This is a genomic window from Barnesiella sp. CU968 (assembly GCF_905219685.1).
GTDB lineage: Bacteria > Bacteroidota > Bacteroidia > Bacteroidales > Muribaculaceae > Lepagella > Lepagella muris_A.
In genome coordinates, this window is record NZ_CAJMXD010000534.1 from 1 (window position 1) to 1,565 (window position 1,565).

Genomic DNA, 1,565 nt, shown 5'->3' on the forward strand with positions numbered 1-1,565 from the left:
ATATGATAGTTTGATACTTATTATGCTTTGAAGAATTAGATCTTGTATGAAATCATTTTTGTAAAATGAACTCGCTTGTCCCTTTTTATGAGCGTTTCAAGAGAAGAGCGAGTCCAAAATTACTAAAAAAATGCTTTATTCACAAATTATTCATAAGCCGGGAGTATAATATTTGTTAAAATGCGTCATGCTTCGGTGCTTTGCTGTCTTTGACTTTATTTAAGCTCAACTACGCGCGGGTTCATGTGATAGGGGAGTATACCGGTCTTGGATATGATCTTCTGTCCTACAAATCCGGTGACAAAAGTGTAGAAACTATGGAGCACAGTCGAGTTGGAAGCGGTAGAGATCATGTAGACCTTACGAAACAGAGGGTATTCCCCCGAGTTTATGTATACCTGATATGGTTTGTAACCGGTAGGGTCGAAATCGTTGGCTTCTGTAGGGTTGCTTACCCGGACCACATTCACTTCCGTAGTGAGATTTGTGGCAATGGTGTCGTTCTGGTTGGCATAGTCCTTGTTGCGCTGTTCCACCGGCACTTTCTTGGCAAGACTGAGGTCATCTCCCAGCCAGCTTACCGATATGATGCCAAGTGCGTCAGGGTCCTTCTGTACCACATCAAACACTTGCGCGTTGTCTTTTTGTGCGTAGGCATGAGGATTGTCTGAAATTTTTGATCCTTCCGGAAGGAATTTCTCGCGCATATAGCTTACCGTGGATGAGCCGGCATTGTCAAACACAAGTTTTATGAATGTAGTGTCGTTTCCCGCAAGCTGACTCCAGCGTGTTATCCTGCCGTTGAGTATGTCTCCGATCTCTTTCATAGAGAGTGAAGTGACGCGGTTTCCCTTGTTGGTTATAAGAGCCACAGCATCAACGGCGATGCAGTGTGTCTTGACAACTCTTTTGAACTTGCTCTTGATATAATCCTTTTGTTCCTTGGTAAGTTCCTGCGTAACGATTATTGCCTGCGTTCCGTCAGACATCATCGTGTCGATTGCGTCTTGTTCACTTACGAAGAAAGGGATGATGGATGATTCGGGATATGAGAATTCAAATACTTCAATTTCCTCGTTCAGTATATTCCGGAATCCGTCATCGCAGAAAATCGTAGCACTGCCCTTGGCATATTCGCCGCGTTTCACTTTTGTGCATGACACAGCTCCCAGCACTATAAGAGCCGAGAGCATAATTTTGAATGTAGTATTCAATTTCATAAGGGTGCGATTATTCAGTTTATGCCTTTGTAAAGCCGGTATGCGCGGAATATTCCATATACAATAAGAAAAGCCCCGATAATGCAGCTTACAGTATAGCTTATTATGTCGAAGACATTGAATATAAAGAGAAGTCCTACACCTACGTATACAAGCACCATTATAATGCCGAATGCCATTCGTGCTCCCTTGGGGGCGACGTGGCGATCATCGTTATCATAACCTTTCATAACTATTCTGTTTTATATGTTCTTTAAAATTTTAACAAAATTTGTGGGGTATGGTTTAGAGAGTGTTTGAATTAAACATGAATTATATGTAAGATTTTCCGGAATTAATTCTTTT

At 41.7% G+C, this 1,565-nt stretch carries 2 protein-coding genes; both read right to left on the minus strand.

Annotated elements, in window-relative coordinates:
* Positions 1-215 precede the first annotated feature (215 nt).
* A complete protein-coding gene (locus tag JX312_RS13445) occupies positions 216-1,220 on the minus strand; it encodes a PstS family phosphate ABC transporter substrate-binding protein (protein WP_172469622.1) in 1,005 nt (334 codons plus the stop codon).
* Positions 1,221-1,234: 14 nt separating this feature from the next.
* Positions 1,235-1,450: a hypothetical protein gene (locus tag JX312_RS13450; RefSeq protein ID WP_123407614.1), complete on the minus strand. Its 216-nt coding sequence runs from the start codon at positions 1,448-1,450 to the stop codon at positions 1,235-1,237.
* Between the last annotated feature and the right edge of the window lie 115 nt (positions 1,451-1,565).